This window comes from Streptomyces smaragdinus (assembly GCF_009604385.1).
GTDB classification, from domain to species: Bacteria; Actinomycetota; Actinomycetes; order Streptomycetales; family Streptomycetaceae; genus Streptomyces; species Streptomyces smaragdinus.
The window spans coordinates 225,389-251,824 of record NZ_WEGJ01000004.1 but is presented as its reverse complement, the minus strand read 5'-3'; the positions used below and the strand labels follow the sequence as shown (position 1 = coordinate 251,824).

Sequence of the window (26,436 nt, the reverse complement as noted above, 5' to 3'; positions counted from 1 at the left end):
TTCCTTTCCCGTGCGTAGACGACGCGTCGCCCACACGCGTCCCTGTCCGCACGGCTGTTGAGGAACCACTTACATGTCCACGCCCGAACGGGCGCCGTCGTACGCCGCCGTCCTGCGCGTCCCGTACGCCGCCCGTACCTTCCTGTCCTCGCTGGCCGGCCGTCTCTCCTACGGCACGGTCTTCCTCTCCCTCATGCTCGCCCTCACCGCGAGCACCGGCTCGTACGCCGTCGCCGGCGGCGTCATCGCGCTCTTCGGCCTGACGGGTTCGCTCCTCGCGCCGGTGCGCGGCGGGCTCATCGACCGCATCGGCGCCCGCCGGGCCCTGGTGCCCATGGCCGGCGTCTACGCCGTCGCCCTCACGGCGCTGGCCGTCGCCACCTGGCGGCCGGGGGCCGCGCCGGTGTGGCTGCTCGTCGTGCTCGGCGGCTTCGCGGGGCTGTGCGCGCCGCCGATCGGGCCGGCGATGCGTGCCGTGTGGAGCGACATCGTGCCCGATCCCGCCCTGCGCCAGCGGGCGTTCAGCCTCGACACGGTGTGCGAGGAGGTGCTGCTCGTCACCGGTCCGCTGCTCGCCGGGCTGCTGGCGGCCGTCGCCCGGCCCGCCCTCGGTGTCGCCGTCAGCGCCGTGCTGGTGCTGGCCGGGACCCTCGCGTTCACCGCGGCGCCGCCGCTGCGGTCCGCCGCCGTCCGGCCGCGGTCCGCGCGGCGGTCCGGCGGCGGGGGTGCGCTGCCCGTCCAGCCGGTCGTCGCGGCGGCCGGGCTGGGGGTCGTGCTCGGGGCGCTGACGCTGCTGCTCGTGGTGTACGCCGACGGGCGGGGGCGGATCGCGGCCGTCGCCTGGCTGGAGGCGGCGCTGGCGGTGGGGAGCGCGCTCGGCGGGCTGCTGTACGGCACCCGTACCTGGCGCCGGCCCGCGCGGGTACGGCTGCCGGTGCTGACGACCGGCCTGGCCCTCGTGCTCGCCGTCGCGGGGCTGGCGCCCGGGCTGTGGGTGCTGGGCGGCGTGCTGGCGGTGGCGGGGCTGCTGGTGTCGCCGGCGCTGACCACCGCGTATCTGCTGGCGGACGAGACGGCGGCGGAGGAGCACCGGACCCGGGTCGGCACCTGGGTGAACACCGCCTTCAACCTCGGCAGTTCGCTGGGCTCCGCCGGCGCCGGACGGCTGGCGGGACAGGTGCCCGTCGCGGTGTGCTTCGCCCTGGCCGCCGTACCGCTGCTCCTCTCGGCGGGCTTCGCCCGGCGCCGGCGGTCCGTGACGTCGGTGGAGCTTGTGCCGGCCGGCCGCTGACGAGCCCGGCGGCACCCCGGGGTGCGGTACCGGGGGCGCCGGGCTCCCGCAGCCGTGCGCCGAACCCTCGACGGCGACGGCCGCGTTCGAGGGGCGCGGGCGGACGGGCGGCCCGCGCAGGAGCAGTCGACCGCACGGACGGCACCCGTGTCCACCTTTTCGGCGGTGCTACGGCCTGCTGAACACCCCGATCGCGTTCGGCACCGGCCGCTCGGCGCTGCCCAGCGGGCGGTTGACGGCTGTCGTGGCGGTCGCCCCGGGCGTACGGACGGCCAGCGTGGCGGAGCCGCCGCCGTCGAGGTTGACGGCGTCGTCCGCCCCCACGTCGAGCAGGAGGGCCGCCAGTTCGCCGATGGTCAGCCCCGCGCTGGTCTCCGCGTTGCCGTCGAGGGAGAGGAGGAACAGCCGTTTGCCGTCGTCCCCCGTGCCGGCCGCCGAACGTCCGGCCGCCGTCACGTTGTCGAGGCCGGCGAGCGGCTGTCCGCCGCGCGCGATCGGGTAACCGCCCACCGCGAACTTCAGCGGGACGACGCCCCGCGCGTCCAGCCGGTGCAGCACCTGTACGGGTTCGCCCACGCTCAGTTCGCGCAGTCGTTGCGCGCCGGCCTCGCGCCCGACCAGGACGGTGGTGTCCCGCGCGATCGGCCCTCCGCCGATGCCGGCGGAGGCGGACTCCACGCGGCCGTGGCGGACGACGACTTCGTACACGTCGGTGCTGCACGGCGCGGCCCGGCGGGTGTCCGTTCCGCAGGTGGCGCGCAGCCGCGACGGTGTTCCCCAGTCGGCGGTGAACGCGCCCGTCCCGTTCACCGGGATCGCGTACTGGTTGAGCGCGTCGAGGGGCAGCGATTCGTTCGGCGTCAGCAGGGTGCCCGTCAGCTCCAGGCTGTCGAGCCGGGCCCGGCGGTCCACGCCGACCCCGATGACGTCGCGGGTAGAGGTGCCGGGCGGCAGTGCGGGACCGAACCGCTGTCCGTTCGGCACGGCGCCCTTCAGCTCGCGGCCGTCCGCGATCGCCGGGCCGACGGAGGCGCCCGTCGGCTGAACGCCGGGGTGCTGGGCCTCGTCGATGTTGAAGAAGTCACCGTTCACCGCCGCCACCGCGCCGGCGGCGTCGGCCATGTCCGTCACCTCGTCGCGCGCCGCCACGGCGCCGGGGTACAGCAGGTCGGTGGTGACGTGCGGGTCGGTCAGGTCGACGGTGACGAGGTGGCCCGTCACGCTGCCGTGCGAGGCGGCGACGGTGAAGGAGCGGTAGTCGATGCCGGGTGCCGTCTCGGTGCCGGCGGACAGGCGCAGGTCCGGGTCGTCGGCGGCCTGTGCGGGAGCGGCGGTGGCGAAGAACCCGAACGCGCCGAGCGCGGCCAGGACGGAGCGGGTCGTCGTACGACGGTGCAAGGGGCCCCCTCGGGAGGGCGGGGGCGCCTTCGCCGGCGCCCCCGCGGATCTCAGACTGCTGCTCTGACGTAGTTCATGTACTTCGTCCAGTTCCAGTTCGGACCCGGATCGGTGTGGGTGGCGCCGGGCACCTGGCTGTGCCCGATGATGTGCTGGCGGTCCTTCGGAATGCCGAACGCGTCGCACACGGCGGCCGTCAGCTGCGCGGACTCCCGGTACATGACGTCCGTGAACCAGGACGGGTCGTCGACCCAGCCCTCGTGCTCGATGCCGATGCTGCGGGTGTTGTAGTCCCAGTTGCCGGCGTGCCAGGCGATGTCCTTCTGCCGGACGAACTGGCCGATGTAGCCGTCGCCGGAGGCGACCATGAAGTGGGACGAGACCTTGCGGCTCGGGTTCTGGAAGATCCGCATGGCGTCCTGGAACGTCTCCTGCGTGACATGGATGACGACGTAGTCGATCGGATACGACGCCGGCCGGTTGGAGACCGTGTAGTTGGAGGTGCTGGCCGGGATCCAGTGGGTGACCGGATAGCCCGCCGCCCGTGCGGGGGAGGCGGTGAGCGGTCCGAGGGCGGCGGCTGCCGCGCCCGCTGCGGCGCCCTGCAGTAAACGTCTGCGCGAGGGCATGGTGCGGTCCATTCAGACTCCGGTGGTGTGGGGGGAGTGCTGCGGATACATGGCGTGAACGCACGGTGCGTGACTCATGATGAGTGGCGGGACCGCCCCTGCCAAGATGGGCTGGGACATGCCAATGGGCAGGCCAATGGCGGTAGTTGTACGTCTGTCCCGGTTCAGAGGCGGGCGACGGCCGCCGGATCGTCCAGGACCGACTGCACCACCCGGTGCGCGGCCCCCAGCAGCGGGCCCTCGCCGGCGGTGCGCGACACCGCCAGCCGTACGGTGCGGGCCCGGTCCGCGAGGCGGGTGCCCAGCTCACGCTCCACGGCGGGCAGCACCCAGGGCGCGAGCCCCGCCAGGGCGCCGCCGAGGACCACCGCCTGCGGGTCCAGGAGGTTCACCACACCGGACAGCGCGATGCCGAGCGCCGTGCCGGCCCCGTCCAGCGCCGTCACGACCGCCGCGTCCCCGTCCTGCGCCCGCCGCGCCAGAAGCGCGATCCGCCCGCCCGGTCCCGGATGCTCGCGCGCGGCCCGCTCCGGCGGTATCCCGCAGGCCCGCAGCACCGCCTCCTCGCCGGCGTACTGCTCCAGGCAGCCCCGCCCGCCGCAGGCGCAGTCCGGCCCGTCCGGGTGCACCGGTACGTGGCCCAGCTCGCCGGCGAACCCGTGCGTGCCGCGCAGCAGTTCACCGTCCACCACCACGGCGGCGCCGATCCCGATCTCCGCGGACACGTGGACGAAGTCCCGCCACTGCGTCTCGCGCAGCTCCGTCAGCGCGCCGACGTTGGCCTCGTTGTCGACCGTGACGGGCAGCGAGGTGGCCAGCAGTTGCCGGACGTCCACGGCCCGCCAGCCGAGGTTCGGCGCCCGTACGACGCACTGGTCGCGGTCCACCAGCCCCGGCACCGCCACGCCCAGCCCGGCGGGCGTCAGGCCCTCGCGGCGGGCCCGGGCGGTGATCTTGCGCAGCAGTCCGTCCAGCTCGGCCAGTACGGGTCCGGGCGCACGGCCGCGGTTGGCGGCGTCTACCGCGATCCGGGCGCGGACGGCGCCGCGCAGGTCGACCACGCAGACGGCCAGATGATCGACGCCGATCTCCGCGCCTATCCCGCACGGGCCCTGGTCGTTGAGCGCCAGCGCGCTGCCGGGGCGGCCCACGGTGCCCGGCCGGCCCGGGCCCAGCTCGACGATCAGCCCGCCGCGCAGCAGCTCGTCGACGAGGGCGGAGACCCCGGCGCGGGTCAGCCCGATCCGGGTGGCGACGGCGGCCCGGGACAGGGAGTCCTCGGCGGCCAGCGCGTGCAGGACGAGGGAGAGGTTGCGCCGGCGCATCGCCTGCTGCGTGCCGGGCGCGGGAGCGCTCACGCGGACGTCCCGCGGTGCCAGGTGCTCCCCAGCGAGGGCTGCAGCTGGTCGAGGTAGGCCATGGTCGTGGCGCGGGCGGACGCCAGTGTCATGTCGTCGCCCGTCCCCCACCGGCGTGCGGCGGCCTGGGTGACGGCGCTGAAGGCGGCCACCAGGACGCGGGGGCGGGGGTCCGTGTCGAGGTCCACGCCCTCCCGGCGGGCGATCTCCTCGGCCAGCTGCTCGGACATGACGGTGGAACGGCGCAGCGCCTCCGCGACGAGGGCGGGCGTCGATTCGATGACGTGCCACATACGGGTGTACAGCGTCACCGAAACGGTCTCCGCCACGGTCTGCGCCATGCCGTCCCACACCCGCTCGATCGACGCCCGCAGCACGGTGGCCGGGGGCTCGGCGGCGGGACGGCGGCAGACCTCCGCGTAGTAGGCCGACTCGACCATGTCCTGGATCGCGAAGGCGGCCTCCTCCTTCGTCGCGAAGTAACGGAAGAAGGTGCGCTGCGACACACCGACGGCCGCCGCGATCTCGTCGACCGTCGTCCGGTCGAAGCCCCGCTCCACGAACAGCTCGACGGCGGACCGGATCAGCGCCTCACGCGTGCGCTGCTTCTTCCGCTCCCGCAGACCGGTCAATTCCCCGCCGCCTTTCCGCTGGTCGCGGCACAGCTTACCGGCGGCGCGAGCACCGTCTTCCGCCGCGTTCACCTCGTCTTCGCGTCGTCGCGGCCGACGCGTTTGGCAAATGTCAGTCACTGACACTACTGTCGATCAGATGACCAGTAAGTCCACCTTGACCCTCTCCAAAGAGCCCGCGGAGCCGGCCGCGCCGCGGCGGACCGGGTTCCGCGGCCATCCCTGGCTCACGCTCTTCGCCGTCGCCATCGGCGTGATGATGGTCGCCCTCGACGGCACCATCGTCGCGATCGCGAACCCCGCCATCCAGCAGGACCTCGGCGCCTCCCTGGCGGACGTCCAGTGGATCACCAACGCCTATCTGCTCGCCCTGGCGGTCTCCCTCATCACCGCCGGCAAGCTCGGTGACCGCTTCGGCCACCGGCAGACGTTCCTCGTCGGCATCGTCGGCTTCGCCGCCGCCTCGGGGGCCATCGGGCTGTCCGGCAGCGTGACGGCGGTCATCGTCTTCCGCGTCTTCCAGGGCCTGTTCGGCGCCCTGCTGATGCCCGCGGCCCTCGGACTGCTGCGGGCCTCCTTCCCGGCCGAGAAGCTGAACGCCGCCATCGGCATCTGGGGCGCCGTCATCGGCGCGTCCACGGCCGCCGGCCCGATCGTCGGCGGGCTGCTCGTGGAGCACGTCAGCTGGGAGTCGGTGTTCTTCGTCAACGTCCCCGTCGGCGTCGTCGCGCTGCTGCTGGGCCTGGTGATCCTGCTGGACCACCGCGCCGAGCACGCCCCGCGCTCCTTCGACCTGCCGGGCATCGTGCTGCTGTCCGTCTCGATGTTCAGCCTCATCTGGTCGCTGATCAAGGCTCCCCTCTGGGGCTGGTCGGACGGGAGCACGCTGGGCTTCCTGGGCGCCGCGGTGGTGGGCTTCCTGCTGTTCGTCCTCTGGGAGACCAGGGCCCGCGAGCCGCTGCTGCCGCTGTCCATGTTCCGGTCCGCCGCCCTGTCCGCCGGCACCGTGCTCATGGTGCTGATGGCGTTCGGATTCATGGGCGGACTTTTCTTCGTCACGTTCTTCCTGCAGAACGTGCACGGGCTCAGCCCCGTGGACAGCGGGCTCCGACTGCTGCCGCTCACCGGCGGCATGATCGTCGCGTCCCCGCTGGCCGGCGCGCTCATCACGAAGGTGGGCCCGCGGGTCCCGCTCGTCGGCGCCATGGTGCTCACCGCGATCGCCATGTTCGGCATGTCCACCCTGGACGCGGACACCGGTACGGCCGTGACGGCCCTGTGGTTCGCCCTGCTCGGCCTCGGCCTCGCGCCCGTGATGGTCGGCGCGACGGAGGTCATCGTCGGCAACGCCCCGCTGGAGCACGCCGGGGTCGCCGGCGGACTCCAGCAGGCGGCGATGCAGGTCGGCGGCAGCCTGGGCACCGCCGTCCTCGGCGCCGTGATGGCCTCCCGGGTGGGCACCACGCTGCCCGAGCGCTGGCAGCGGGCCGGCCTGCCCCCGCTGGACGCCAAGGCGGAGGCGGGGCTGACGAGCGCCGCCGAGGTCGGCTACGTGCCGCCGCAGCCGAAGGGCACGCCCGCCGGGGTCGTGGAGCGGATCACCGACGTGGTCCACGGCTCCTTCATCTCCGGTATGGGCCTCGCGCTCACCTGCGCCGGGGTGGTCGCCGTCCTCGCCGCGGGCGTGGCGGTGTTCACCAAGGGCGGCGAGAACGGGAACGGGGGACCGTCGGTTCACCTCTGACCCCCCGTCCCCGGCGTTCACGCGCCGGGCCGCCGCAGCAGCGCATCGCCGTCCTCGAGGACCGAGGCGATGCGCTGCAGCGTTTCGTCGTCCCTCGGCACCGCCCCGTACGAGGGCCCCTCGGCCGTCCCCCAGCGGCGCGCCACGGCGGCCGGGTCCTCGCCGAGGAGCAGCCCCGCCGCCTGAGCGGCCGCCCCCAGGGCCACCGCCTCACGCACCTGCGGCACCCGGACGGCGCGGCCGCTGAGCCGGCGTACGGTGTCGCGCCATGCGACGCCCTGCGCGCCGCCGCCGATCAGCAGGATCGGTTCGTCGTCGGCCGCCTCCGGCCCGGTCACCCGGTCGAGCGCCGTCAGCAGCGCGTACACCGCGCCGTCGTACGCGGACTGCAGCAGCTGACCGGGCGTCGTGTCGTGCCGCAGCCCGTACAGCAGCCCGGAGGCGTGCGGCAGGTCGGGCGTCCGCTCGCCGTCGAGGAAGGGCAGCACCACGGCCCCGGACCCCGCCTCGACGTCCTCCCGGGCCAGGCTCAGCAGCGCCGCGAACCGGTCCACCGCCTGCGTGCAGTTGAGGGTGGCCGCCAGCGGCAGCCAGCCGCCGCCCGCGTCCGCGAAACCGGCGACCGTCCCGGTGGGGTCCACCGGCCGCTCGCCGGTCACCGCGTACACCGTGCCGGAGGTGCCCAGGCTCAGCACCGGCTGACCGGGGCGCAGCCCCAGCCCCAGCGCCGCCGCCATGTTGTCGCCGGTGCCGGGGGCGACGAGGATGCCCTCCGGCAGCGGGAGACCCGCCCGTACCGTGCCCGCGGCCTCGCCCGGCGCCACGACGCGGGGCAGCAGGGCGGCGTCCAGGCCGACGTGCTCCAGCGTCCGGGAGTCGTACGCCCCGGAGCGGGAGTCCCACCAGCCGGTGCCCGAGGCGTCACCGCGGTCGGTCGTGCCCGTGCCGGTGAGGCGCTCCGTCAGATAGTCGTGGGGGAGCCGCACGGCCGCGGTGGCGGCGGCCGCCTCCGGCTCGTTGTCCCGCAGCCACGCCCACTTGGTCACCGTGAAGGACGGCGCCGGGACGCTGCCCGTGCGCTCGGCCCACTCCTTCGCGCCGCCGAGCTCCGCGACCAGCCGGTCGCGCTGCGGGGCGGAGCGGACGTCGTTCCACAGCATCGCCGGGCGGACCGGCTCGCCGGCGGCGTCCAGGGTGACCAGACCGTGCTGCTGACCGCCGATCGACACGGCGGCCGCCTCCCGGACCACGTCGCCGCAGCCGGCCAGGGCCGTGGCGAGCGCGTCCCACCAGCCGCGCGGGTCACTCTCCCGCGCCCCGCCGGCCCCGGTCACGGTGTGCGGCGCCTGCGACCGGGCGACGACACGGCCGGTGTCCGCCTCCACGACCAGCACCTTGGTGGACTGGGTGGAGCTGTCCACCCCTACGACGAGCGGCCCCATTGCAAACCTCCGTGCCGTGCGCTCTTCCCTTGACTCGACGGGCATACTAATTTGTAAAACGCTCTAACGAAATGGTCGGAGCGATGACAGATGGATGACGACTGACCGGCGGCGACCGCCGCCCGCTCGGCCGGCGTCCCGGAGCCACGGAGGGCGCCATGACGTACACCCCCACCCCCCAGGACAAGTTCACGTTCGGTCTGTGGACCGTCGGCTGGCAGGGCCGCGACCCGTTCGGCGAGGCCACCCGCCCGGCGCTCGACCCGGTCGAGACCGTCGAGAAGCTGGCGGAGCTCGGCGCGTACGGCGTCACCTTCCACGACGACGACCTGATCCCCTTCGGCTCCTCGGACGCCGAGCGCGAGGCCGTCGTCAAGCGCTTCCGCCAGGCGCTGGAGTCCACGGGCATGAAGGTCCCGATGGCCACCACGAACCTCTTCACCCACCCCGTCTTCAAGGACGGCGCCTTCACCGCCAACGACCGCGACGTCCGCCGCTACGCGCTGCGCAAGACGATCCGCAACATCGACCTGGCCGTCGAGCTGGGCGCCACCACCTACGTCGCCTGGGGCGGCCGGGAGGGCGCCGAGTCGGGCGCCGCCAAGGACGTCCGCGGCGCCCTGGACCGGATGAAGGAGGCCTTCGACCTCCTCGCCGAGTACGTCACCGAGCAGGGCTACGACCTGCGCTTCGCGATCGAGCCCAAGCCCAACGAGCCGCGCGGCGACATCCTGCTGCCCACCGTCGGCCATGCGCTGGCGTTCATCGAGCGCCTCGAGCGCTCCGAGCTGTTCGGTGTGAACCCCGAGGTCGGCCACGAGCAGATGGCCGGTCTGAACTTCCCGCACGGCATCGCGCAGGCGCTGTGGGCGGACAAGCTCTTCCACATCGACCTCAACGGGCAGAGCGGCATCAAGTACGACCAGGACCTGCGCTTCGGCGCCGGTGACCTGCGCTCCGCGTTCTGGCTCGTCGACCTGCTCGAGAGCGCCGGCTACGCCGGCATGCGCCACTTCGACTTCAAGCCCCCGCGGACTGAGGACTTCGGCGGCGTCTGGGCGTCGGCGGCCGGCTGCATGCGCAACTACCTGATCCTCAAGGAGCGCTCCGCCGCCTTCCGCGCCGACCCCAAGGTTCAGCAGGCGCTGCTCGACAGCCGGCTCGACCAGCTGGCGCAGCCCACGGCGGACGAGGCGGGCCTGGCCGGTCTGCTCGCCGACAAGAGCGCGTTCGAGGAGTTCGACGTGGAGGCGGCCGCGAAGCGCGGGATGGCCTTCGAGCAGCTCGACCAGCTGGCTATGGAGCACCTGCTGGGCGCCTGACGCGTCCGGCTTTTGGCCCTTCGGCCGGAATGTGTGGTTCAGGCGCGGGGAATGTCGCGGGTCGGTCACGGTGGTGTGATTTCCGGGCGTAACCGCCCATGCTGGTCGCATGAGCTTTCCGCCGCCCGGTTCCCCGCCCACGCCTCCGCCGCCGCCGGGCGGTCCGCCCGGCGGCGGTTACGGGGGTCCGCCTTCCGACGGCGGACTCGGCCCGCCCGGTGGCGGCTTCGGCGGTCCGCCCGAGGGGTTCGGCGGTCCGCCGCCGGGTCCGCCGCCTCCCCCGTCGTCGGGCGGCGGGCCGCGGCGTGGCCCGGTCATCGCCGCCGCGGTCGCCGGTGTGCTGGTGCTGGGGGGTGTCGTCGCGTTCGCGCTGTCCGGCGGGGACGACGGCGACGGCGGGGGCGACAAGGACGGGGGCTCGAATCCGTCCGTGCAGCTGCCGACCATGCCCAGCGGGCTGCCCAGCGACTTCCCGAGCCTGCCGTCGGACCTGCCGTCCGGCTTCCCGACCGATCTGCCCTCCGACTTCCCGAGCCTGCCGTCCGACCTGTTCACCGACCAGTGAGCCGGCGTACCCGCCGGACCTCGTGACGGATCGTGCGGCGCCGGACACGCGCGGCACCGAACCGTGCCCTCGCGCGTCTCAATGGCATAACAGCGCCGTCGAACACGGGTTCACCTGCGGTGACCTGCGGGATAGCGTTGCCGCCACGGGCGTTGTACCTGTTCACGCGGTGTTCGGGGCGTCGCCCGCCGCAGGGGAGGGGACGCCGGGATGGAGCTTCCGGGGACGTGGAGGGTACGGCGTCCGGCGGCCGCCGCCGCGCTGATCGCCGTGACCGCCGCCCTCGGTGCCGGGGGATCACCGGCCTCGGGCGGTGACGCCGGGCGTCCCTCGGACAGCGTGAACGCCGGGACCCGGACGCAGGCGGCGTCCCATGTGCCGTCCCCGGCGCAGTCGTTCCCGTGGATCGCCGCCTCGCGGACCCCGTCCCCCTCGCCGACGCCCGCGCCCACCACCGCGCGGCCGGCCGTCGATCCGGTGACCGCGGTCCGCGAGGCCCTCGACGCGCTCGGTCCGCACACCGGCCGCTACACGCTGGCCGTCGAGGACCTGGGGACCGGCGTACGGGCCCGGTACGGCGAGCGGACCGGTACCTACGACACCGCGAGCATCGTCAAGGTGGACATCCTGGCGGCGCTGCTCCTGCGCGGCCACGGCGGCATCGCGCTCACCCCGGGGCAGCGGCAGCTCGCCGAGAAGATGATCCGGCAGAGCGACAACGACGCGACGGACGTCCTGTGGAGCGACCTCGGCGGCCCGCGCGCCCTCGACGCCGCCAACGACACCCTCGGTCTCGGCCACACCACGGCCGGCGACTGGGGCACCTGGGGACTCACCCAGACCACCGCCGCGGACCAGATCACCCTGCTCCAGGCCGTGTTCGGCGACGACTCGCCGCTCACCGCGGCGGCACGGGACTACATACGCTCCCTCATGGGCTCGATCGTCCCGGGCCAGGACTGGGGGGTCACCGCCGCCTCCGATCCGGGCGCCGACCGGATCCTGAAGAACGGCTGGCTGCCGCGTACCCGGACGAAACTGTGGGACGTCAACAGCATCGGCGTGGTCGCGTACGAGGGGCACGAGCTGTTGGTGAGCGTACTGTCGGCGGATCAGCGCACCCGCGAGGACGGCATAGCGCTCGTCGAACGGGTGGCGCGGACGGCGGTCACGGCACTGGTGGGGGCCGGTCCGTCCGCGGTGTGACGCGCCGCCGTCCCGCCGGTCACGGCAGCGGCTGCGGCGGGCGGGGGCCCGCGTAACTCCCGCTGGGGCGCATCCGCAGCGGGCGCTCCTCGTACTCCTCCAGCGCGTGCGCGATCCAGCCCGCCGTCCGCGCCACCGCGAAGACCGTCTCCCCCGCCTCCGCCGGCATGCCCGCGGTGACGGACAGCACGGCGAGCGCGAGGTCGACGTTGGCGTGCAGCGGGGTGTGGCGCGCGGAGATCTCGACGACGTCCTGCGCCGCGTCCAGCGCCCCGCGCGCTCCCGGCACCTCGTCCAGCAGCGCGAACAGCACCTGGGCGCGCGGGTCCTCGCCGGGATACAGCCGGTGGCCGAGGCCCGGGACCCGGTGACCGGCCCGGAAGTGCTCCGAGACCACCGGCGCCGCGCCGCGCTCCAGGACGTCGAGGAGCATCCGGTGCGCCAGCCCGCTCGCGGCGCCGTGCAGGGGGCCGTCCAGCGCGGACAGGCCGGTCGACACGACGGCGTACGGATTGGCGCGGGCCGAGGCCGCGACGCGGGCGGCGAGCGTGGAGGCGGCGAGATCGTGGTCGATCAGCAGCACCAGGGCGGTGTCCAGCACGCGCAGCGCCGCGGGCTCGGGCCGGGCGGGGCTGAGCCGGGCCCACAGCCGGCGGGCGATCGGGGCGTCCGCCCGGTGGGTGCGTCCGATCACCGGCGGGGAGCCGGCGAACGCCGCGATCAGCCCGCGCGCCGCGGCGTGCACGGACTCCGCGGACAGATCAAAGCGCAGCGGGTCGGCCGCGGCGGCGGCGACGGCCGCGGCGCGCAGCCGGTCGACGGGGCCGGCGTGCGCGGGGAGCGCGGCGACGGCGGCGGTCGTCGCGGACAGCAGCTCCTCCGGGGCGGTGAACCGCAGGCCCGGGGTGATGCGTCCCGTCCACAGCCAGTCGGCCGCCTCCTCGTACGGATACGCCGTCGCCAGGGCGGTCGCGTCCACCCCGCGGAAGAAGTAGCGGTCACGGTCGATCAATGTGATGCCGGTGCGGATCGTCGTCGTACCGGGCGCGACGCCGTCCGTCCCGGCGCCCGTGGCCACCGGGCGGCTGTGCCGCCGGGCGAGTGCGTCGACCTCCTTCGCGTCGAACGTGCTGCCCCGGCTGCCGGGTGACTTGTGGCTGGTCAGCAGTCCGCGGCTGACGTACGCGTAGACGGTCTCCGGCTTCACCCCGAGCCGCTCGGCCGTCTGCCGGGTGCTCAACCGGTCCTCGTGACTGTTCATGAGGAAATCCACTCTAGAACATTGATTCAGTCAACATTGACAGAATTTCAGTCAAGGATGGATGGTGTTGGTCAAGTACAAGGAGGAACAGCCATGACAACGCTTCCGGTCGACGCCCCCATGGAGGCCCCACGAGGGCTCAGCGGTGTGATCGTGACGGAGACCCGGCTCGGCGACGTCCGCGGGCGCGAGGGCTTCTACCACTACCGGCAGTACTCGGCGGTGGAGCTGGCACGCCACCGCACCTTCGAGGACGTCTGGTACCTGATGTTCCACGGCGAGCTGCCGGACGAGGAGCAGCGGGGCGAATTCCTGGCGCGCACCGCCGCGTTGCGCCCGCTGCCCGCGGACATCCGCGACGCCCTGCCCGCGATCGCCCGGTCCTGCGCGCTGTCGGGTCCGCTCGCCGGACTGCGCACGGCCCTGTCGCAGACCGCCGCGTCGGCGGGCTTCCGCCCGCTGTACGACATCGGCCCCCGGCAGCGGACCGAGGACGCGCTGGCGGCGTGCGCGAAGGTGCCGGTGATCCTCACCGCGCTGCAGCGCATCGGCCGGGGACTGGCGCCGGTGGAGCCGCGGGCGGACCTGCCGTACGCCGCCAACTACCTCTACATGCTGACCGGCGAGGAGCCGGATGCGGCCCGGACGCGGGCGATCGAGGCCTATCTGATCTCCACGGTCGACCACGGCTTCAACGCGTCGACGTTCACGGCCCGCACCATCGCCTCCACCGGCGCCGACCTCGGGGCGTGCCTCGTCGGGGCGATCGGCGCGCTCTCCGGGCCACTGCACGGCGGTGCCCCGAGCCGCGCCCTGGACACCCTGGACGCGATCGGCACCCCGGACCGCATCGACCCGTGGATCCGCGAGCGGGTACTGGCCGGCGACCGCATCATGGGCTTCGGGCACCCCGTCTACCGGACGGAGGACCCCCGTTCGCGGATGCTCAAGGGCATCGCCCGGGAGTTCGGCGGAGCGCTCGTCGACTTCGCCGTGGAGGTGGAGCGCAAGGTCGTCGAGATCCTGGCCGAACTCAAGCCCGGCCGAGAGCTGCACACCAACGTCGAGTTCTACGCCGGTGTGGTGATGGAGCTGTGCGGGCTGCCGCGGGACATGTTCACGCCCACGTTCGCCGCGGCCCGTGTCGTCGGCTGGAGCGCCAACATCCTGGAGCAGGCCGAGGACCCGAAGATCATCCGCCCCGCGGCACGGTACGCGGGGCCGCCGGCCCCGCAGCCGCTGCCCTGACGCGGGGGTCCGGACACGGCGCACAGCCGTGTCCGGACCCCCGCGCTCAGCCGGCCGCCGGCTCGCCGAGCGCCGCCAGCGCCGTCGCCGGGTCGTGCTCCGCCGGGCCGGCGGGCTCCCACACGCCGCGGGGACCCTTGCGGTACGGCCACCACCGGCCGTCCCGCCCCAGCCGCAACTGCCCGGCGCCCCCGACGACCGTCCAGCGCCCGCCGGAGCGGCGCAGCGCCGGGGCCTCGTCACCGGCCCACGCCTCGTCCAGCTGTGCCCGTGCCCGGACGAGCGCGGCCGCGTCCGGCGTCCAGCCGCCCTCCAGCACCTCCAGCGCGCCCGCACCGCCGTACCGCCAGGCGGCGGCCGCCCGCGCCAGCGCCGCACGGTCCCGTCCCGAGCCCGCGGCGAGCCGTACCGCGACCCGCGGCGGCGGATCGCCGGCCGCCAGCCGTGCCGCGTCGGCGGACACGTCGGGGGACATGCCGGGGGAAGGCTCCCCGGGGTGCCCGGGGGCGAGCGCCTCGGCGAGCATCAGGCGCGCCAGCCGGGCGGTGGCCCCGACGAGGAACTCCAGCGCCGCCTCGTCCACTTCCGCGGGCGCCGCCGTTCCCGCGCCCAGCACGGGAGCCGTACCGGCGTGTGCCACCGGTTCCGGCGGCGCGGGCAACGGCACCCGTGGCGCCGCGAACACGGCGTCCGCCGGCACCCCCTCGTCGGCGTCGGCCCCTTCCTCGCCGCTCCCGGCGGTCGACGCCGCGCGGGCCGCGGCGGTGCCGCGTTCCTGGAGCTCCGCCAGCAACTCCCGCTCACCGCGCCCGCGTACGAGCAGCAGGACGAACGGATCGGCGTCCAGCAGCCGCCCCATCTGGTAGCACAGGGCGGCACTGTGCTCGCAGTGATCCCACTCCTCGCAGCCGCACTCCGCCTGCAGATCCCCGATGCCGGGCAGCAACTCCACCCCGGCCGCCGACGCGTCCTCGGCCAACTGCGCGGGCATGTCCCGGTCGAGCAGCGCCGCGACATGCCCCGACCGGTCCGCGACCACGTCGAGCAGCCGCTCCCAGTCGTCCTCGGACAGCACCGGCAGCAGCACGTCCGTACGCTGCACGACCCGGTCCCGCCCGGTGACCATGGCGGTGATCCGCCCCGGCCGGACCGAGACGGCGCCCACCGCGCCGGCCCGGGCCTGCTTGCGCCCCCGGGCCAGCGACCACTGCTCCAGCACGGAATCCTCGAGCGCCCGGAGCCAGGCCTGTCCCCACCAGGTGACGGCGAAACCGCGGCCCCCCGCGGGCGGCAGGGGAGCAAAGGTCAGTTCGGTCATCGTCCGCCCCCTCGCAGCGCGACCAGATCGGCCAGCTCGCCGTCCGTCAGCTCGGTGAAGGCCGCCTCGCCGGAGCCGAGCACGGCGTCCGCCAGCCCCTGTTTGCGTGTCAGCATCTGTGCGATCCGGTCCTCGATGGTCCCCTCCGCGCACAGCCGGTGCACCTGCACCGGCCGCGTCTGACCGATCCGGTACGCCCGGTCGGTGGCCTGGGCCTCGACGGCGGGGTTCCACCAGCGGTCGTAGTGGACGACGTGTTCGGCGCGGGTGAGGTTGAGCCCGGTGCCGGCGGCCTTGAGGGACAGCAGGAAGACGGGCACCTCCCCCCGCTGGAAACGATCGACCATCCGCTCCCGCTCGGGCACCGGCGTGCCCCCGTGCAGAAATCCGGTGCGCACCCCGCGGTCCGCCAGATGACGTTCGAGCAGGCGCGCCATCCGGACGTACTGGGTGAAGACCAGCACCGAGGCGCCCTCCGCCAGGATGGTGTCGAGCAGTTCGTCGAGCAGCTCCAGCTTCCCCGAACGGCCGGCGATACGCGGCCTGTCCTCCCCGAGGAACTGGGCGGGGTGGTTGCAGATCTGCTTCAGGCCCGTCATCAGCTTCATGACCAGACCGCGGCGGGCCATCCCGTCCGCCCCCGCGATCGCGGCGAGCGTCTCGCGTACCGTCGCCTCGTACAGTCCGGCCTGCTCGGCGGTCAGCGCCACCGTCCGGTCCGTCTCCGTCTTGGGCGGCAGCTCGGGCACGATGTCCGGATCGGACTTCCGCCGGCGCAGGAGGAACGGGCGGACCAGTTTCGCGAGCCGTTCGGCGGCGGCCGGGTCGGTGCCGCTCTCCGCCGCGTCGGCGTGCAGGGCGCGGAACCGGGCGAGCGGGCCGAGCAGTCCGGGGGTCGTCCAGTCGAGGATCGCCCACAGTTCGGAGAGGTTGTTCTCCACCGGGGTGCCGGTCAGCGCGACCCTCGCCTTCGCCGGGATGGTGCGCAGCTGCCGGGCGGTGCCGGAGAACGGGTTCTTCACGTGCTGGGCCTCGTCGGCGACGACCATGCCCCAGTCCGCCTCTCCGAGCCGCTCGGCGTCCAGCCGCATCGTCCCGTACGTCGTCAGCACGAACGTGTCCGGCGCCAGCTCGTCGAGGTCGCGGTCGGAGCCGTGGAAACGACGGACCGCGGTGCCGGGGGCGAACGATTCGATCTCGCGCTGCCAGTTGCCCAGCAGCGACGCCGGACAGACGACCAGCGTGGGGCCGGCCGTCCCCGGATCCTCCTGGCGCAGCACATGGAGCGCGATGAGCGTGATGGTCTTGCCCAGCCCCATGTCGTCCGCGAGGCATCCGCCGAGGCCGAGCGACGTCATCCGGTGCAGCCAGGACAGGCCGCGCAGCTGGTAGTCGCGCAGCGTCGCGGCGAGGGCGGCGGGCTGCTTCACCGGCTCCTCGTCCTGCGGCCGGGTGATCCGCTCGCGCAGGGCGTCCAGCCAGCCGGAGGCGGCCGCCTCCACCTGCTCGCCGCCGACCTCCACCGAGCCCGTGAGCGCCGCCCCGAGGGCCGCCGCCGGCGTCAGCGCGTCGTCCCGGCGCTCCAGCGCCCGCCGTACGGAGCCCGGGTCGACCAGCACCCACCGGTCACGCAGCCGCACCACCGGCCGGCCGGCCTCCGCCAGCCGGTCGAGCTCCTGCCGCGTGAGCTCCGTGTCGCCGACCGCGAACCGCCAGCTGAACCGGACCAGGGCCCCCGCCGACAGCAACGACGGCGGGCCGGATCCCGTGGCGCCGTCCCGCGGACCGATCACCACCCGGCCGGTCAGCGCCCTGGCGAGATCCCGCGGCCAGTGCACCTCGATCCCCGCGGCGGCCAGTTCCCGTACCGCGGGGCCGAGGAGCTCGGCGATCTCCTCGTCGGCGAGCTCGATCGCGTCGGGCACGGCGGCGGACAGCAGCGGCCCGATCGCCGGCCACGCCCCGGCGGCGCGGCGCAGGGCGAGCAGGGTGTCCGGCCGCGCCCGCGGTCCGAAGGCCCGGGCCGCGGGTGTCTCCCCGGCCCACACCTCGGCGGCGTCGGCCACCAGCGCCGGGTCGCTCAGGCTGTGCAGCTGCGCCACCGCGCGGAACGACGGCCGGGCGCCGGTGTCGTCCATGTCGACGCGCAGGGAGACCCGGACGCCGGCGTCGTGCCCGGCGGCGACCTGGGCCGCCCAGGTGCGCAGCTCCGGCAGCGGCCGGGGCGGTGCTCCGGCGAGCGCGTGGGCGGGGCCGCCGGCCGCGAGCACCGCGGCGGGCGTACGCGGCAGACAGTCGGCCACCGCGTCCAGGAAGGAGCGCAGCAGCGGCTCGGCCGCGGGCAGCCGGGCGGGGCCGGCGCCGGGCAGCGGGACGGCGCGCGCCTCGGGCGGCATCGCGGCGGCCAGGGCGCGGATCCGCTCGAGGTCCCGCTGCCCGAGCGGCCCGACGCGCCAGGCGTCGTGGTCGCCGGCGGTCAGCCCGGGCAGCAGCCGGCCGTGCGCGGCGAGCCGCAGGGCTTCCGTCGCGGCGGTGCCCCAGAAGGCCGCCGAGGGGTCGGCGTCCGGCAGCGCACGGGCGCGGGTCAGTACCGGCAGCGCGTCCTCGAGGGACAGCCGGAGCGCCCGGACGCCGGTGGGTTCGGGTACGGCGACGGTGAGGCCGCCGGCGACGCCGCCCTCGTACGCGGGTGGTTCGTCCGCCGGACTCCAGAAGGCGATCCGTCCGCAGCGCGGCGGGTCGGCGGGCAGGAAGACGACAGGGAGACGGGACAGGGCGGTCATCACGGGGGCGGTCACGTACCGACGCACTCCTCAAATTTGACTACTCGCGAGCGGCCGAGTGTACATCACCCCCGACACGGGCACCCGGAAAATACCGGGGCGGTGCTCCTCCCTCCGCAGGAGGGCCGGTCCGTCTCCCGCGTGGGATAAAGGAACCGGGCGGATCGCCCGTCCGTTCTCCGTCCGGGAGGGCGGCCCCGGGAGCCGCCGAGGAGGGCTCGAAGATGTCCAACAAGACCAAGCTCGTCGTCGGCGGCGTGGCCGCGGCGACGCTGCTCCTGCTGATCACCGGGTCGCTGTGGATCACCCTGCTCGTTCTGGTGGGTGTGCCGGCCGTCGGCTATCTGGTGCTCGACCCCTCGCAGCGCAAGCGGCTGCGCCGGGTCACCCGCAAGCAACTGGAGCGCTGAAACCCCCCGATGGTGTGAACATCCTCCGATCGGACGGCAGTTGACGGCGTGAGGCCGATGCATATGACACGGGAAAATTGCATCCCTTGGCACGGTCGATCGAGTTTGATTCAAATCAGCAAAGAAATCTGTCAAATCCGGTCAGCTTTCGGACAGCGCCCCCGGCGTGCGCCCCCGAGCGGACTAGCGTCCAGGGGATATGGGACACCTGGACCATGCCACCTTCGGCTGGCTGACACCGCTACTGTCGTACGTCATGGCCTGCATCGGCGCGGCGCTCGCACTGCGTTGCACGCTGCGCGCCCTGGCCGCCTCCGGCAGCTCCCGGCGCAACTGGCTCCTCACCGCGGCCTCGGCGCTGGGGACGGGGATCTGGACGATGCACTTCGTCGCCATGCTCGGCTTCAGCGTCAAGGGCAGCGCGCTGCGCTACAACGTGCCGCTGACCGTGCTGAGTCTGATCGTCGCGATGGCGGTCGTCGGCGGCGGCGTGTTCGCCGTCGGTTACGGGCAGGGACGCGGCCGGGCCCTCGCGCTCGGCGGACTCACCACCGGACTCGGCGTGGCCAGCATGCACTACATCGGCATGTCCGCCGTCCGCGTCAAGGGCTCGATCGCGTACGACCCGATGCTCGTCGGCCTGTCCGTCGTCATCGCGGTGGTGGCCGCCACGGCGGCCCTGTGGGCGGCGCTCAACATCCACACGCCCGTCGCCATGGGGTTCGCCTCCCTGGTGATGGGCGCGGCGGTCAGCAGCATGCACTACACGGGGATGGCGGCCGTCTCCGTCACCCCGGACCCCTTTGCGGGCAGCCCGGCCGGGGCCACGGCGATGCAGTTCATCTTCCCCCTCGCCGTCGGCCTCGGCTCCTACCTCTTCCTCACCTCGGCGTTCGTCGCGCTGTCGCCGACCGCGCAGGAACACGCCGCCTCCGCGTCGGCCCAGCGACTACCGGAAGGCGCCGCCCCCTGACGCCCGTACGACGACAGCACGCACGCACATCTGCCTCTCACGGGGGCGTCTTCCTTACGCGAGGTCGCACATGCGAACACCCGGCAGAACTCCGGCGAACGGCTCCCACGGCCCCCGGCCGCAGGGCCCGGACAAACGGGCGCCGCGCACCGGGACCCCACCGGCGCCGCAGCGGTCCGGACGCCGCCGGCACGCCGGTCCCCCGGCCGACGAGAGCGGGGAGATACCCGCCCCGGACGCCACTCGTCCGGCGCCGCGGGACGCCGCCTCCGGGGACCGGCGCCGGTGGCCGGCCCCGCGTACCGTCCGCGCGCGGGTCATCTCCGTTCTGATGGTCCCCGTGGTCTCCCTGATCGCCCTGTGGGGATACGCGACGGTCACCACCGCCCAGGACGTGGCCAGGCTGCGCCAGCTCGAGCAGGTCGACACCCAGGTACGCGCCCCCCTCTCGCGTACCGTCGCCGAACTGCAGAACGAGCGCCTGGCGGTGGCCCGTTACCTCGCCGCCCCCGGCAACACCCGCTGGAGCGCCGTCGCCACCCAGGCCGCCGCGACCGACACCGCCGTGGGCGCCCTGCGGCTGGACGGCACCCGGACGGTGGCCGACGGCAAGGAACTCCCCGCCGAGGCCGTGCGCCGGATGCGCGCGCTGGTCGACGACACGAAACGGCTCGGCGACCTGCGCACCGCCGTACAGGACGGACGCACGGACTGGTACGAGGCGTACGGGCGGTACAGCGCCGCCATCGACAAGGCGTTCGCCGTCGGCGGCTCGCTCAGCGCCATCCAGGACACCGGGGACGCCTCGGACGCCCGCGTCCTGCTCGAGTTCGCCCGCGCCGGTGAAATGCTGTCCCGGGAGACCGCGCTGCTCGCCTGGGGGCAGTCGAAGGGCTCCCTCGACGGACGCGAGCACCGGGCGTTCATCGGGGCGGCCGCCACCCGCGCCGTACTCGAATCGGCCGCCGCCGGCGACCTCGCGCGCAGGCAGCGGCTGACCTGGCAGGACCTCACCGCCGGCAGCGCCTACCGCGACGTCCTCGCCCTCGAGGCGAAGGTCACCGCCGCCGCGCCCGGCAAGGCCGCCGGCACCGCCGTGCCGGCCGGCGACTGGGACCGCGCCTCCGGCGAGGTGCTCGCCGGGTTCGAGACCGTCTCCGCGGACGCCGCCCGGGCCGCCGCCAACCGCTCCGATCCCCTGACCGAAGGGGTGCTCAGCGCGGCGGGCGCCGCCGTGCTGCTCGGCCTCGTCGCCGTCGCCGCCGCCCTCGTCATCTCCGTCCGCGTCGGCCGCGGACTCGTCGTCGAACTGATCACCCTGCGCAACAGCGCTCTCGCTCTCGCCCGCAGCACCCTGCCCGCGGCCATGCGCCGGCTGCGCGGCGGCGAGACCCTGGACATCGACAAGGAGGCCCCGGCGGGCCGGCCCGGCGACGACGAGATCGCCCAGGTCGCCGAGGCCCTCAACACCGTCCACCGGGCCGCCCTGCACGCCGCCGTGGAACGCGCCGAACTGGCCAGCGGCATCTCCGGGGTGTTCGTCAACCTCGCCCGCCGCAGCCAGGTCCTCGTCCACCGCCAGCTCGCGCTGCTGGACAGCATGGAGCGGCGCGCCGACGACCCCGGCGAACTCGAGGACCTGTTCCGCCTCGACCACCTCACCACCCGGATGCGCCGGCACGCGGAGAGCCTGATCATCCTCTCCGGCTCGGCCCCCGGCCGCGCCTGGCGGATGCCCGTACCACTGCAGAACGTCGTACGGGCTGCCGTCTCCGAGGTCGAGGACTACGCCCGGATCGAGGTCCGGACACTGCCCGAGCAGTCCGTGGCCGGCGCGGCGGTCGCCGACCTCACCCATCTGCTCGCCGAACTGGTCGAGAACGCCACCCAGTTCTCGCCGCCGCACACCAAGGTGCGTGTCTACGGCGAACAGGTCGGCAACGGCTACGCCATCGAGGTCGAGGACCGCGGCCTCGGCATGGGCAAGGAGACCCTCGACGCCGCGAACCGGCGCATCGAACAGGCCGAGACACTCGACCTCTTCGACAGCGACCGGCTCGGCCTGTTCGTCGTCAGCCGGCTCGCCGCCCGGCACGACATCAAGGTGTCCCTGCGGGACTCGCCGTACGGCGGCACCACCGTCGTCGTCCTGCTCCCCAGGGCGCTGCTCCAGGCCCCCGTGGAACTCGACCGCAAGCCCGCCGCCCCCGGCGACGGCACCGAGGCGCCCTCCCCCCTGCGCGAGCGGATGATGGAGCGCGTCCCGCAGCCGGTGCACGCCGGCCCGGCGCTGACACCCCAGCCGTCCGCCGGCCGCGACGACGTACTGGAGCTCCCCCAGCGCAAGGCCAGACGCCCGCTCACGGCCCAGGCGGTCCCCGTCAAGGGGCCCGCCGCCGGGGACACCGCTCCCGTACCGCAGGACGGACCGGGGACGCGGGACGAGGGCGATCTGCCGCGACGGGTACGGCAGGCCAGCCTCGCCCCCCAGCTGAGGGACGTCGGCGGGCGCCGCGAGTCCGCGCCGGACGGCCGTCCCGACGCCGCGGAGAGACCGCCGCGCGACCGGACGCCGGAGGAGGCCCGGGCCCGGATGGCCGCGTACCGCAGCGGCTGGGTCCGCGGTGGTGGAATGACCGCGGGGCGGCCCAAGAAGGCGGCGAGGCCCGCGGGTAGAAAGAACGACAGCAGCGGTAAGCGTGAAGGAGACCAGGAATGATCGAGCCGGGCACGATCAACCACGCACACCGTTCGGGTGAGCTGGACTGGCTCCTGGACGACATGGTGGCGCGCGTCGCGGAGGCACAGCACGCCGTGGTGCTGTCCAACGACGGCCTGGCGGTGGGTGCGTCGGGATCGCTCTCCCGCGAGGACGCGGAGCATCTGGCGGCCGTCGCCTCCGGGTTCCACAGCCTGGCCAAGGGGGCGGGCCGCCACTTCCGCGCGGGGGACGTACGCCAGACCATGGTCGAGATGGACGAGGGCTTCCTGTTCGTCGCGGCCGCCGGCAACGGCTCCTGCCTTGCCGTACTGAGCTCCGCGCACGCGGACATGGGCCTGATCGCCTACGAGATGGCCCGCCTGGTCAAGCGTGTCGGCGAGCATCTGCACACCCCGCCCCGGGTGATGTCCAGCGAACCGCCGACCGGTGGGTGACAGGTGGGGGATTGAGATGACTTTGGAGCCAACCAGCGACACGCCGCCGGGCAGCGGCCACTGGTACGACGCGGAGGCCGGACCGCTGGTCCGTCCGTACGCGATGACCGGTGGCCGCACCAGGCCGGGGCCGACCAGCGTCGCCTTCGATCTGATCGCCCTGATCGACGTCGAGGAGGACGCCCTGGCCCAGGCGGACGATGCCGCCCTCGGATACGAACACCGCCAGCTGATCGACATGTGCCGGGTGGAGACCCAGACCGTCGCCGAACTCGCCGCCGACGCCGACCTGCCGGTCGGTGTCGTGCGGGTTCTGCTCGGCGATCTGCTGGAAATGAATGTCATCAGGGTCAGCCGCCCCGTTCCACCCGCACAGCTGCCCGACGAGAAGATCCTGAGAGAAGTGATCGATGGACTCCGTGCGCTCTGACCGCTCCGTTGACGGCACCGCCCTGGCACTCAAGATCCTGGTCGCCGGGGGCTTCGGGGTGGGCAAGACTACCCTGGTCGGCTCCGTCAGCGAGATCCGCCCGCTGCGCACGGAGGAGCAGCTCAGCGAGGCCGGACAACTGGTCGACGACATCGACGGGGTGGAGAAGAAGACCACGACCACCGTCGCCATGGACTTCGGACGGATCACGATCCGGTCGGGCCTCGCGGTGTACCTGTTCGGCACCCCGGGCCAGGACCGGTTCTGGTTCCTGTGGGACGAGCTGGCCACCGGTGCGCTCGGCGCCGTGGTGCTGGCCGACACCCGGCGGCTGCAGGACTGCTTCCCGGCCGTCGACTACTTCGAGCACCGCAGCATCCCGTTCCTGGTCGCCGTCAACTGCTTCCCCGGCTCGCGCTCGTACGGCCCCCACGAGGTCGCCCGGGCGCTGGACCTGGACGGGGGCACGCCGGTGGTGCTCTGCGACGCCCGGGACAAGGACTCGGGCAAGGAGGTGCTCATCCGGCTCGTCGAGTACGCGGGCCGGATGCACTCCGCCCGGCTGCTCGACCCGGCGGAACCGGACCCGGTGGGGTAGGGGCGGGGGCCGGCCCACCGGGACCGGTCAGTCGGCCACGGCCGACTCGGCGACCACCTTGTACGGCCGGAGCCGCACCAGGAGTTCGCCCGGGACGCCGTTGCGCTCGCCGTACCGCTCGGCCTGCTCCTCGCCCATGTAGCGGGCGGCGATCCGGGTCGCCCAGTGCTTCACCTGGCCGAGGTCCTCGATCAGCTCGGCCCGCCCGTGGACGACGACGTACGCGAACGGGGGCCGGTCGTCGTCCACGCACAGCGCGGCGCGGCCGTCCCGGGCGAGGTTGCGGCCCTTGACCGTGCGGGCGCCGGTGTTGAAGACGATGTCGTCGCCGTCGAGGAGGAACCAGACCGGTGCGACGTGCGGACTGCCGTCGGCCCGGACCGTGGAGAGCTTGCCGGTTCGGGTGCCCGCGGAGACGAAGGTGTGCCATTCGACGGTGCTCATCTGCTTTCCCATGATCCCAAGTTATCCACAGGGGGATGCGAAGGCCATCGCGGACTCGCTAGCTTCGTAGCGCAACGTAGTCGCGGCTACACAGCGTGGTCGTCGTTGCGGTCATCCGGCATGCGGCAGTGCGGCGTGCGGGTGCGGGACGAACGGGGGCAGGCGATGGCTGAGCAGGCAGGTTATGAGCAGACGGTTTACGAGCAGGCGGTCTACGAGCAGGCGGTCTACGAGCGAGCGGGATCCCGGGCGCGGACGAGTCGGGCCGCCCGGGCGCGGACGGCGCCGTGGCCGTCCGGTCCGGGGGTGCGGAGGCCGAGGCCCTCGGGTGACGGGGCCCGGCCGGGGGAGCTGGTGCCGTTGGCCCGGGCGGCGGTCGAGCTGGGGCTGAGGCCGCGGGAGCTGGAGATCGCCGTCGGGCTCGGTGCGGTGCGGACGGTGTCCGGTCCGCAGGGGCGGCGGCGGGTGCCGGCCGCGGAGATCCGGCGGGTGCGGTCCGGCGCCGGTCATCCGGAGGTGCTGCTGGCCCGGGTGCGGGTGGTCGGCACGCTGGAGGGCGCCCGCCTGCTCGGCGTCGGCGCCGCCCGGTTCGCGCGGCTGGCGCGGGCGGGGTGCTTCGTCCCGGTGCGCTTCCACGTGAACCGGTACCGGGCGGTGGTGTGGCTGTACCGGGCGGAGGAACTGGAGGAGTTCGCGGCCCGGGAGCCCGAGCTGCTGCAGGGACGGACGCCGCCGGGTGTGCGGGCGCTGACGGAGCAGGCGGCGGACTGGCGCCCGCGGCTGTGGCGGGAGCGCAGGGTCCAGGAGGTGCTGGCGGGCCTCGACGATCCGTGGGCCCGGGCCGCCGTCAGGGCGGCGGTGCTGACGGGGGAGGAGCTGGCGGAGGCGGTGCCGGACCCGGGCGAGCGGGCCCGGCTCGAGGCCCTGCGGCCGGCGGAGCTGACGGCGAAGGGGAGCTCGGAGGCGGCCCGGGCGGTGACGGCGGGGGTGCTCGCGGCGGACCATCCGGACGAGGTGCTCCGGTGCCGGCTGGGGCTGAGCCTCGCGCTGGAGGAGGCCCGGGCGGACGAGCGGGCGGGGCTGCCCGCCGCGGTGCCGCCGCCACTGCCCGCTCGGGTGCCGGCCCGAGTACCGGCTCCGGTCCCTGTGCCGGTCCGGCTTCCGGGGCCGGACGCGGACGCGACCGCGGCGGCCTCGCCGGCCCCGCTGCCGCTGCCCGTCCCGATGGAGCAGATCCGGGAGCGGCCCCGCATGCTCAGCTGGTTCGGCCGCAGGTCGGGAGAGGGCGCGTGCTGAGCGCGGCGGGCCGGCGGCGCCGGGTGGGTTCAGGCCGGCGGTGTCGGGTGCGGGCGGAACAGCCCCTCCTGCACGACCGAGACCAGCAGCCGCCCCGCGCGATCGAAGATCAGGCCCCGGGCCAGGCCGCGCCCGCCCGTGGCGATCGGGGACTCCTGCTGGTAGAGGAACCACTCGTCCGCGCGGAACGGCCGGTGGAACCACATCGCGTGGTCCAGCGACGCCATGTCGAAGCCGCGCGGGCCCCACAGCGGCTCGACCGGGATCCGGACCGCGTCCAGCAGCGTCATGTCGCTGGCGTAGGTGAGTGCGCAGGTGTGCACCAGCGGGTCGTCGCCCAGCGGGCCCGTCGCCCGCATCCACACGGCGCTGCGCGGCTCGGCGTCCTTGAGCTCCTCCGGCGTCCAGCGCAGCCGCTCGACGTAGCGGATGTCGAACGCCTGCCGGCGCTCCATCCGCTGCATGGCCTGCGGGAGTTCACCCAGCTGGGTACGCATCTCGTCCGCCAGGCGCGGCAGCGACTCCGGCTCCGGGACCTCCGGCATCGGTGTCTGATGCTCGAAGCCCGGCTCGGGGCGGTGGAACGAGGCGGTGAGGTTGAAGATCGTGCGGCCCTGCTGCACGGCCACGACCCGGCGGGTGGTGAAGGACCGGCCGTCGCGCACCCGCTCGACCTGGTACACGATCGGCACCCCCGGGATGCCCGGGCGCAGGAAGTAGGCGTGCAGCGAGTGCACCGGGCGTTCGCCGTCCGTCGTGCGGCCGGCCGCGACGAGCGCCTGCCCGGCGACCTGCCCGCCGAACACCCGTTGCAGGGACTCCTGCGGGCTGCGGCCGCGGAAGATGTTCTCCTCGATCCGCTCCAGGTCGAGCAGGCCGACGAGCCGGTCGGCGGGGTTGTCGGTCACGGGTGCTCCCGGGGGTCGGGCGGG

At 74.2% G+C, this 26,436-nt stretch carries 23 protein-coding genes; 13 read left to right on the top strand and 10 right to left on the bottom strand.

Translation table 11 applies throughout. The annotated features are described in order from the left end of the window. Positions 1–73 precede the first annotated feature (73 nt). On the top strand, positions 74–1,291 hold the full coding sequence (locus SRB5_RS09800; RefSeq protein ID WP_153451096.1) for an MFS transporter: 1,218 nt from the start codon (positions 74–76) through the stop codon (positions 1,289–1,291). A gap of 168 nt (positions 1,292–1,459) precedes the next feature. Here the strand turns inward: SRB5_RS09800 and SRB5_RS09795 are convergent, their stop codons facing one another. The 4 genes from SRB5_RS09795 to SRB5_RS09780 form a co-directional block, all read right to left on the bottom strand. Next, complete coding sequence (locus SRB5_RS09795) at positions 1,460–2,689, bottom strand: phosphodiester glycosidase family protein (RefSeq protein WP_194292885.1); 1,230 nt, start codon at positions 2,687–2,689, stop codon at positions 1,460–1,462. 50 nt (positions 2,690–2,739) lie between these two features. Further along, positions 2,740–3,330: an N-acetylmuramoyl-L-alanine amidase gene (locus tag SRB5_RS09790; protein ID WP_153451095.1), complete on the bottom strand. Its 591-nt coding sequence runs from the start codon at positions 3,328–3,330 to the stop codon at positions 2,740–2,742. A 152-nt stretch (positions 3,331–3,482) separates the two neighbouring features. Further along, positions 3,483–4,676: an ROK family transcriptional regulator gene (locus SRB5_RS09785; RefSeq protein WP_323377411.1), complete on the bottom strand. Its 1,194-nt coding sequence runs from the start codon at positions 4,674–4,676 to the stop codon at positions 3,483–3,485. Then, positions 4,673–5,308, bottom strand: a complete 636-nt coding sequence (locus SRB5_RS09780) for a TetR family transcriptional regulator (protein ID WP_153451094.1) — start codon at positions 5,306–5,308, stop codon at positions 4,673–4,675. Before SRB5_RS09780 ends, SRB5_RS09785 begins: the two co-directional genes overlap by 4 nt. 139 nt (positions 5,309–5,447) lie before the next feature. Between SRB5_RS09780 and SRB5_RS09775 the strand changes: the two genes are divergently transcribed. Further along, complete coding sequence (locus SRB5_RS09775; protein ID WP_153451093.1) at positions 5,448–7,052, top strand: MFS transporter; 1,605 nt, start codon at positions 5,448–5,450, stop codon at positions 7,050–7,052. A gap of 17 nt (positions 7,053–7,069) precedes the next feature. Here the strand turns inward: SRB5_RS09775 and xylB are convergent, their stop codons facing one another. Then, positions 7,070–8,494 (bottom strand): xylulokinase, encoded by a 1,425-nt coding sequence (xylB, locus tag SRB5_RS09770; RefSeq protein ID WP_153451092.1) that lies wholly within the window; start codon positions 8,492–8,494, stop codon positions 7,070–7,072. A 158-nt stretch (positions 8,495–8,652) separates the two neighbouring features. Between xylB and xylA the strand changes: the two genes are divergently transcribed. The 3 genes from xylA to SRB5_RS09755 all read left to right on the top strand — a co-directional run bounded on the left by xylA (position 8,653) and on the right by SRB5_RS09755 (position 11,587). Further along, on the top strand, positions 8,653–9,816 hold the full coding sequence (gene xylA, locus SRB5_RS09765) for a xylose isomerase (protein WP_153451091.1): 1,164 nt from the start codon (positions 8,653–8,655) through the stop codon (positions 9,814–9,816). Between the two features lie 109 nt (positions 9,817–9,925). Then, a complete protein-coding gene (locus SRB5_RS09760; RefSeq protein WP_153451090.1) occupies positions 9,926–10,381 on the top strand; it encodes a hypothetical protein in 456 nt (151 codons plus the stop codon). 210 nt (positions 10,382–10,591) lie between these two features. Then, a complete protein-coding gene (locus tag SRB5_RS09755; RefSeq protein WP_153451089.1) occupies positions 10,592–11,587 on the top strand; it encodes a serine hydrolase in 996 nt (331 codons plus the stop codon). A gap of 19 nt (positions 11,588–11,606) precedes the next feature. Here the strand turns inward: SRB5_RS09755 and SRB5_RS09750 are convergent, their stop codons facing one another. Beyond that, positions 11,607–12,848 carry a citrate/2-methylcitrate synthase gene (locus SRB5_RS09750; protein ID WP_153451088.1) on the bottom strand — a complete coding sequence of 414 codons (1,242 nt, stop codon included), beginning with the start codon at positions 12,846–12,848 and terminating at the stop codon, positions 11,607–11,609. Positions 12,849–12,941: 93 nt separating this feature from the next. Between SRB5_RS09750 and SRB5_RS09745 the strand changes: the two genes are divergently transcribed. Then, complete coding sequence (locus SRB5_RS09745; protein WP_153451087.1) at positions 12,942–14,096, top strand: citrate synthase; 1,155 nt, start codon at positions 12,942–12,944, stop codon at positions 14,094–14,096. A gap of 46 nt (positions 14,097–14,142) precedes the next feature. On the opposite strand, the gene SRB5_RS09740 is transcribed toward SRB5_RS09745, so the two are convergent. Both SRB5_RS09740 and SRB5_RS09735 read right to left on the bottom strand, forming a co-directional pair. Then, positions 14,143–15,414 carry an SWF or SNF family helicase gene (locus SRB5_RS09740; protein WP_153451086.1) on the bottom strand — a complete coding sequence of 424 codons (1,272 nt, stop codon included), beginning with the start codon at positions 15,412–15,414 and terminating at the stop codon, positions 14,143–14,145. After that, the gene (locus tag SRB5_RS09735; protein ID WP_153451242.1) at positions 15,411–18,197 is read right to left on the bottom strand and encodes an SNF2-related protein; all 2,787 of its coding nucleotides are present in this window, start codon (positions 18,195–18,197) and stop codon (positions 15,411–15,413) included. Before SRB5_RS09735 ends, SRB5_RS09740 begins: the two co-directional genes overlap by 4 nt. Positions 18,198–18,421: 224 nt before the next feature. Between SRB5_RS09735 and SRB5_RS09730 the strand changes: the two genes are divergently transcribed. The 6 genes from SRB5_RS09730 (at position 18,422) to SRB5_RS09705 (ending at position 23,764) form a co-directional block, all read left to right on the top strand. Beyond that, entirely contained in the window at positions 18,422–18,607 is a 186-nt protein-coding gene (locus tag SRB5_RS09730) for a hypothetical protein (protein ID WP_153451085.1), read from the top strand. Between the two features lie 199 nt (positions 18,608–18,806). Continuing rightward, entirely contained in the window at positions 18,807–19,580 is a 774-nt protein-coding gene (locus tag SRB5_RS09725) for an MHYT domain-containing protein (protein WP_153451084.1), read from the top strand. Positions 19,581–19,650: 70 nt separating this feature from the next. Then, on the top strand, positions 19,651–22,299 hold the full coding sequence (locus SRB5_RS09720) for a sensor histidine kinase (protein ID WP_153451083.1): 2,649 nt from the start codon (positions 19,651–19,653) through the stop codon (positions 22,297–22,299). After that, positions 22,296–22,736 carry a roadblock/LC7 domain-containing protein gene (locus SRB5_RS09715; RefSeq protein WP_153451082.1) on the top strand — a complete coding sequence of 147 codons (441 nt, stop codon included), beginning with the start codon at positions 22,296–22,298 and terminating at the stop codon, positions 22,734–22,736. The genes SRB5_RS09720 and SRB5_RS09715 overlap by 4 nt, the downstream gene beginning before the upstream one ends. Before the next feature lie 16 nt (positions 22,737–22,752). Then, the gene (locus SRB5_RS09710) at positions 22,753–23,166 is read left to right on the top strand and encodes a DUF742 domain-containing protein (RefSeq protein ID WP_153451081.1); all 414 of its coding nucleotides are present in this window, start codon (positions 22,753–22,755) and stop codon (positions 23,164–23,166) included. After that, the gene (locus SRB5_RS09705) at positions 23,147–23,764 is read left to right on the top strand and encodes a GTP-binding protein (protein WP_153451080.1); all 618 of its coding nucleotides are present in this window, start codon (positions 23,147–23,149) and stop codon (positions 23,762–23,764) included. The genes SRB5_RS09710 and SRB5_RS09705 overlap by 20 nt, the downstream gene beginning before the upstream one ends. Positions 23,765–23,791: 27 nt before the next feature. On the opposite strand, the gene SRB5_RS09700 is transcribed toward SRB5_RS09705, so the two are convergent. Beyond that, entirely contained in the window at positions 23,792–24,220 is a 429-nt protein-coding gene (locus SRB5_RS09700) for a PPOX class F420-dependent oxidoreductase (RefSeq protein ID WP_153451079.1), read from the bottom strand. A gap of 153 nt (positions 24,221–24,373) precedes the next feature. Here SRB5_RS09700 and SRB5_RS09695 point away from each other — a divergent pair, with 153 nt between their 5' ends. Then, positions 24,374–25,504 carry a DUF6397 family protein gene (locus SRB5_RS09695; protein WP_153451078.1) on the top strand — a complete coding sequence of 377 codons (1,131 nt, stop codon included), beginning with the start codon at positions 24,374–24,376 and terminating at the stop codon, positions 25,502–25,504. Between the two features lie 29 nt (positions 25,505–25,533). On the opposite strand, the gene tesB is transcribed toward SRB5_RS09695, so the two are convergent. Then, positions 25,534–26,412 (bottom strand): acyl-CoA thioesterase II, encoded by an 879-nt coding sequence (tesB, locus tag SRB5_RS09690; protein WP_323377408.1) that lies wholly within the window; start codon positions 26,410–26,412, stop codon positions 25,534–25,536. Positions 26,413–26,436: the final 24 nt, after the last annotated feature.